Origin of the sequence: Parvimonas sp. D9 (genome assembly GCF_035282565.1) — a bacterium.
Classification (GTDB): domain Bacteria; phylum Bacillota; class Clostridia; order Tissierellales; family Peptoniphilaceae; genus Parvimonas; species Parvimonas micra.
In genome coordinates this window covers 1-769 of the sequence record NZ_JAYKBM010000028.1, presented here as the reverse complement: position 1 = coordinate 769, position 769 = coordinate 1, and the positions used below count along the sequence as shown (strand labels likewise).

Annotated in this window: 2 protein-coding genes; both read left to right on the top strand. The window is 48.2% G+C overall.

The genetic code is table 11. From position 1 onward, the window contains the following. On the top strand, nt 1–540 hold a 540-nt coding region (locus VJI94_RS07855; protein ID WP_324008941.1), incomplete at its 5' end, for a DNA polymerase. After that, nucleotides 537–769 (top strand): NUMOD4 domain-containing protein (locus VJI94_RS07850; protein ID WP_324008940.1); only part of this gene is annotated, 233 nt, incomplete at its 3' end. The genes VJI94_RS07855 and VJI94_RS07850, both read left to right, overlap by 4 nt.

The following is a 769-nucleotide window of genomic DNA, read 5'->3' as shown; positions in this document are numbered from 1 at the left end:
GGCATTGTGTATGGACGTGAAGCTTTCTCGCTTGCCAAGGAGTTCAATATTCCTGTGGACGAAGCCCAGCGCTGGATCGATGCATGGATGGATACCTATTCAGAAGCAGCACGCTTCATTGCGTGGTGCCGTAATGCACCTATCCGTAAGAAGGATCTTTGCACCGTATTCGGGCGTATGAAGCGATTCGGCGTTGTGGGCTTGGATAACCTTCAGGCACTGCAGAACGAATCAGCCAACTTCCCACACCAGAGTACGGCATCCGACATCATGCTGGAGACCGCAATCATCGTTCATCGCCCCTTGGTGCAACGGTGGGATGCCCATATCTGGAATGAGCTGTACGACGCCATCTACTTTGAGGTAGATGCAAATAACACCAAGCTGCAGGAACTGATTCCTTATGTGCAAGGTGTCATTACGCAGGTGCCAATTAATCGTGGTCTCACCCGAGTGCCTTTCCTGGGCGATGCAAAGGTTGGATTCTCCTGGGGGAAAATGTTCGATTGGAAAGGGTCTATTGAGGCTACAATTAAATGACTGAGATTTGGAAAAGCATACCAGGATACTCCAAGTACGAAGTATCTTCCCTAGGAAATGTTCGTGGGCCTAAAGGTATACTATCCCCAAGTCATCACTCACATGGATACTGCTTAGTTAGCCTTATGCGAGATGACAATTCCAAGGCAACTGAAAACATACATAGGCTTGTATGCATGACCTTCAAAGCCGATTCATGGTTTCCAGGAGCTATGGCATTACATAAGGA